The organism is Microbacterium sp. Y832 (assembly GCF_057669765.1).
This window is the reverse complement of record NZ_JBYHFM010000012.1, coordinates 1-5,011: the sequence shown is the minus strand read 5'-3', so window position 1 is coordinate 5,011 and position 5,011 is coordinate 1. Positions and strand designations below refer to the sequence as shown.

The window sequence follows — 5,011 nt, the reverse complement described above, 5'->3', positions numbered from 1 at the left end:
CGGGTGAGCTTCCCCGAGATCACCGTCACCACCCCCACCCCGTGAGCGGGGCCACGCGTCGTCGCTCGACGCGTGCGAAGGAGTCACACGCGTCATCCATTGCGCGCTCCGGGTCCGTCGTCTAGGATCGCATCAGTCTGGGGAGACTCGCGCATCCGTGCGTGGATACTGCTCACGTTTCGTGAGCTGACTGGGGAATCATCGTGGTTGTTGCTGACCGTTCTTTCATGGATGCCACTCGACGGGATGCGCGGCCGAAACGACGCGGGGTGCGCGGTCTCGTCGCCGGAGCGATGTCCCTCGCGCTGACGGCGGCAAGTCTCGCCTTCACGGCGCCGATGGCGTCCGCTGACACGGCGCCGGCCGTCGGCGTCGAAGAGACCGTCTCGGCTGACCCGCTGCCCACGGCCCAGATCGACGGCGTCGTGTGGACGCAGGCGGTCACCGGCACGACCGTGTGGGTGGGCGGCGAATTCGCCACGGCTCGCCCCGCCGGTGCTCCGGAAGGAGTCGACACCGTCCCGCGCGCGAACCTGATGGCATACGACATCCAATCCGGAGAGATGACGTCGTGGAATCCCGGGGCGAACGGGGCGATCAAATCGATCGTCGCATCGCCTGACGGTTCACGCATCTATGTCGGCGGAACGTTCACGAATATCGCCGGAAACAGCCGAAACCGCATCGCAGCGTTCGATGCTGCGACGGGTGACCTGCTGCCATGGGCGCCCTACGCCAACGCCGGGATCACCGACATCGCGACCTCGGGTGACACCGTCTACCTGGTGGGCAACTTCTCGAGCCTGGCCGGAGGCGTGCGCACCCGGCTCGGCGCCGTGTCGGCTTCGACGGGCGCGCTGCTGCCGCTCACGGCCACCCTCACGGGCGGGCATGGTGTCACGTCGATCGTGGTCGATCCGACCGGCACGAAACTCGTCCTCGCGGGTTCGTTCGAGAGCACCAATGGATCCACGAATCCCGGTCGGGGTCTTGCGGCGCTCGACTCGTCTACGGGGGCATCCCTCCGGTGGGACGTGAATTCGCTCGTGCGAAACGCGGGGCCGAGCGCAGCCATCACGGGCCTGGCTTCGGACGAGGACAGCGTCTACGGAGTCGCCTACGACTACAACGGCACCCAAGAGGACAAGTTCGAGGGCACGTTCCGCGCCCGGTGGTCCGACGGAAGCCTCGTCTGGATCGAAGACTGTCATGGTGACAACTACTCCGTCGCTGTCCACCGGGGCGTGGTCTACACCGCGAGTCACGACCACTACTGCGGCAATATCGGCGGATGGCCGCAGACCAGCCCGAACTGGACGTTCCATCACTCGATGGCCTTCGCCAAGGAGTACCACGGCAACCTTCTCACCTCTGACATCCACGGCTACAAGTCGTACGCGGGCTACCCCGCGGCATCCATCGTGCATTGGTACCCGGACTGGCAGGTGGGAACGTACACGGGCAAGAGCCAGGCCCCGTGGGACGTCGTGTCCGCGGGGGACTACGTGCTCTACGGCGGTGAGTTCCTGAAGGTCAACAACAAGCCGCAGCAAGGGCTCGTGCGCTTCGCTTCGAAAGACGTGGCACCCAATGAATCCGGACCCGAGCGAAGCGGCGACGACTTCCCCATCTCGGCCACGTCAGTGCGTCCCGGTGAGGTGCGGTTGTCCTGGACAGCCAACACCGATCTCGACAACACGACGCTGACGTACCAAGTGTTCCGGCAGGACAAGGGGTCTACCCCGATCCACACCGTCCACGGGGACTCGAACTTCTGGACGATGCCGCGCATGACGTTCGTGGACAACACCGCTGTCGCCGGCCAGACGTATGAATACCGCGTGCGCGCCATCGATCCCTACCACAACGCGGCGACGGGGGCCTGGGCGCCTGTCACCGTGGCAACGACGAACATGGCCACCGACTACAGCCTGAGGGTGCTCGACGATTCTCCCCTGCACTACTGGCCGCTTTCCGAGCGGACCGGATCGACGGCCGATGACTGGGCAGGCGTGGCACCGTTGCAGATGACGGGTGCAACGCGCGGCGTGGCCGGGCCCAACAACCTCTCATCGACCCATGCGACGCAGTTCACCGGGTCTTCGTCTTCCTTCGCGTCGACGAGAACTGAAGAGGCCGGTCTCCACACCTTCTCGATCGAAGCATGGTTCAAGACCACGAGCACCCGCGGCGGCAAGATCGTCGGATTCGGCGACGCGTCCTCGGGCAGCTCGGCGTTGCATGATCGCTCCATCTATCTCGACAACTCCGGCCGTGTGACGTTCGGTGTCTACCCCGGGGTCCAGCGATCGCTGTCGACGGGAACGGGCTATAACAACGGACAGTGGCACCACGTCGTCGGCACTCTGTCATCGACCGGCATGACTCTCTACGTCGATGGCGTTCGCGTGGGCTCTCGTGCCGATGCGACGTCGGCGCAGACTTATAAGGGCTATTGGCGCATCGGCGGAGACAACGTCGGCGGTTGGCCCAACACCGGCAGCAGCGCCTACCTGAGCGGTGCGATCGCTGACGTGGCCGTGTACGGCACCGCCCTCACGCGAACGCAGGTCGACGCCCACCGGGTGGCCTCAGGACGGGCTTCCGTCCTGCCGGCCGCGCCGGCCGACGCGTACGGCAAGGCCGTGTACGACCTCGAGCCGACTCTGTACTGGCGTCTCGGCGAGTCGTCGGGGTCCACGGCGAGAGACTCGGGCTTCGACGCCCAGACGGGAACCTACTTCGGCTCGGCGACCAAGTCGCAGCCGGGTGCGCTTTCTGATGTTTCGAACACCGCGGTCAGTCTCGCACCGTCGAAGAGCCTCTTCGGCGCCTGGAGGCAGACGGGCATCACGAGCGACAAACAGTATGTGAATCCGACGACGTTCGCCGCCGAGGCGTGGTTCCGGACGAACACCACCACGGGCGGAAAGATCCTCGGGTTCGGCAGTTCGCGCACGGGCACCAGCAGCAGCCACGACCGCCACATTTACATGACCGCTGATGGCAAAGTGAACTTCGGCGTGTACAACGGCACGCAGGTCGTCGTCAGCACCTCAACCGCCTACAACGACAATCGGTGGCACCACGTCGTCGCCCAACTGTCGTCGTCGGGGACGCAGCTTTTCATCGATGGCGCGTTGGTGGGCACCCACCCGAACGCCGCTGTCAACGCCTATAACGGTTATTGGCGCGTCGGAGGCGACGCCGGCTGGGCAGGCGACACGTACTGGCGGGGGTCGGTTGACGAGGTGGCGGTTTATCCTGCGCCTCTCACCACCGCGCAGGTGCTCGCGCACTACCAGCAGGGTGCGCTCGGCTTCGTGAACCAGCCGCCGGTGGCGTCGTTCAGCGCCATTGCCGACGGCCTCGGCGTCGTCTTCGACGGTGCGTCGTCGACGGACTCCGACAACGCGATCCAGTCGTATCAGTGGAGCTTCGGTGACGGCAGCGCCGCAGCAGGTGTCTCGGCGACCCACACCTACGCAGCAGCCGGCACGTACGACGTGACCTTGAGGGTCACCGATGCTCTCGGCGCGACCAGCGTGATCAGCCAGGAAGTCACCGTCGCGGCGCCCAACGCGCCGCCTGTGGCGGCGTTCACAGCGTCGACCGAGCACCTCGTGCTGAACGTAGACGGCTCCACGAGCACGGATGCTGATGGCGAGGTCGTGACATATTCGTGGGCGTTCGGCGATGGCGCGACCGGCGCAGGTGCGACGGCAACGCACACGTACAGCGAGCCCGGAACCTACGCTGTGACGCTCACCGTGACCGACGACCGCGGCGGCTCGGTGTCGACGCAGCAAGAGGTGACTGCCACGCTGGCCCCGAACAGGCTCCCGTCGGCGGCCTTCACGAATTCGATCTCCGGCCTCGTCGTCTCGGTCGACGGCTCCGCCAGCGCTGACGAAGACGGTTCGATCGTGTCCCACGCCTGGGACTTCGGCGACGGCACCACGGCGACCGGAGCCACGGCGACCCACGCGTACGAAACGGCCGGAGCATACGACATCACGCTGACCGTCACGGATGATCGCGGTGGGGTCTCGACCACGTCCTCCGCCGTCGACGTCGCCGAGACCAACGTGCTCGCCCGTGACGGATTCGATCGAGTCAGCTTCAACGGCTGGGGTACCGCTGACGAGGGCGGACAGTGGTCGATCACGGGTGCACCCGCGCGCTTCTCGGTGGCCGATGGCTCGGGTGTCATCACGCTGACGACGCCGAACTCGCAGCAGGCGGGATTGACGTCGGTGTCGAGCATGAACACGCGACTCTCGGCGTCGTTCTCGGTCGACAAGATCGCCAACGCGCAGTACATCTCGTTCGTCGGCCGTCAGGTCGGCGCCGACCAGTATGTCTTGCGGGTGCGCATCGCCGCCGATGGGTCGGTGATCCTGCACGTCATGCGCGGAGGCACCGCGATCGGTGCCGGCTACACGGTGCCCGGGGTCACGATCGCGCCCCACGCGGTGTACAACGTCGTCTTCGAGGTGACCGGCACAGCACCGACGACCCTCGTCGGCAAGATCTGGGCAGCGTCGGGTGCCGAGCCGACGACGTGGCAGGTACAGCGATCGGATTCGACGCAGGCGCTCCAGGCTCCGGGCGGTGTGGCCGTTGCCTCGATCGTTCCGACCTCGGCGAACGCCTATCCGGTGCAGGTCGCCATCCGGGATCTTCTGGTCATCGACCCGACGATCGTCGTCGCCCCTGAGAACCAAGCGCCCGCCGCGGAATTCGTATCGCAGGTGTCGGGGCTGTCGGTCGCGGTGGACGCTTCGTCGTCGTCGGATGCCGACGGTTCAGTGGTGTCGTATGCGTGGGACTTCGGCGACGGCGCGTCCGCGAGCGGTGTAACCGCTTCGCACCTCTACGCGGCGCCGGGAACATACACGGTCTCGTTGACCGTCACCGACGATGCGGGTGCCACGAGCGTAAAGACCGAACAGGTCACCGTTGCTGCGGTTCCGCAGAATGTGGTGCCGGTGGCGGGGTTCTCGTCGGT

General features: G+C 66.1%; 1 protein-coding gene. It reads left to right on the top strand.

Annotated elements, in window-relative coordinates; translation table 11 throughout:
* Nucleotides 1-227 precede the first annotated feature (227 nt).
* A partial coding sequence (locus AC25YV_RS12735) for a PKD domain-containing protein (RefSeq protein WP_488124228.1) occupies nucleotides 228-5,011 on the top strand: 4,784 nt, incomplete at its 3' end.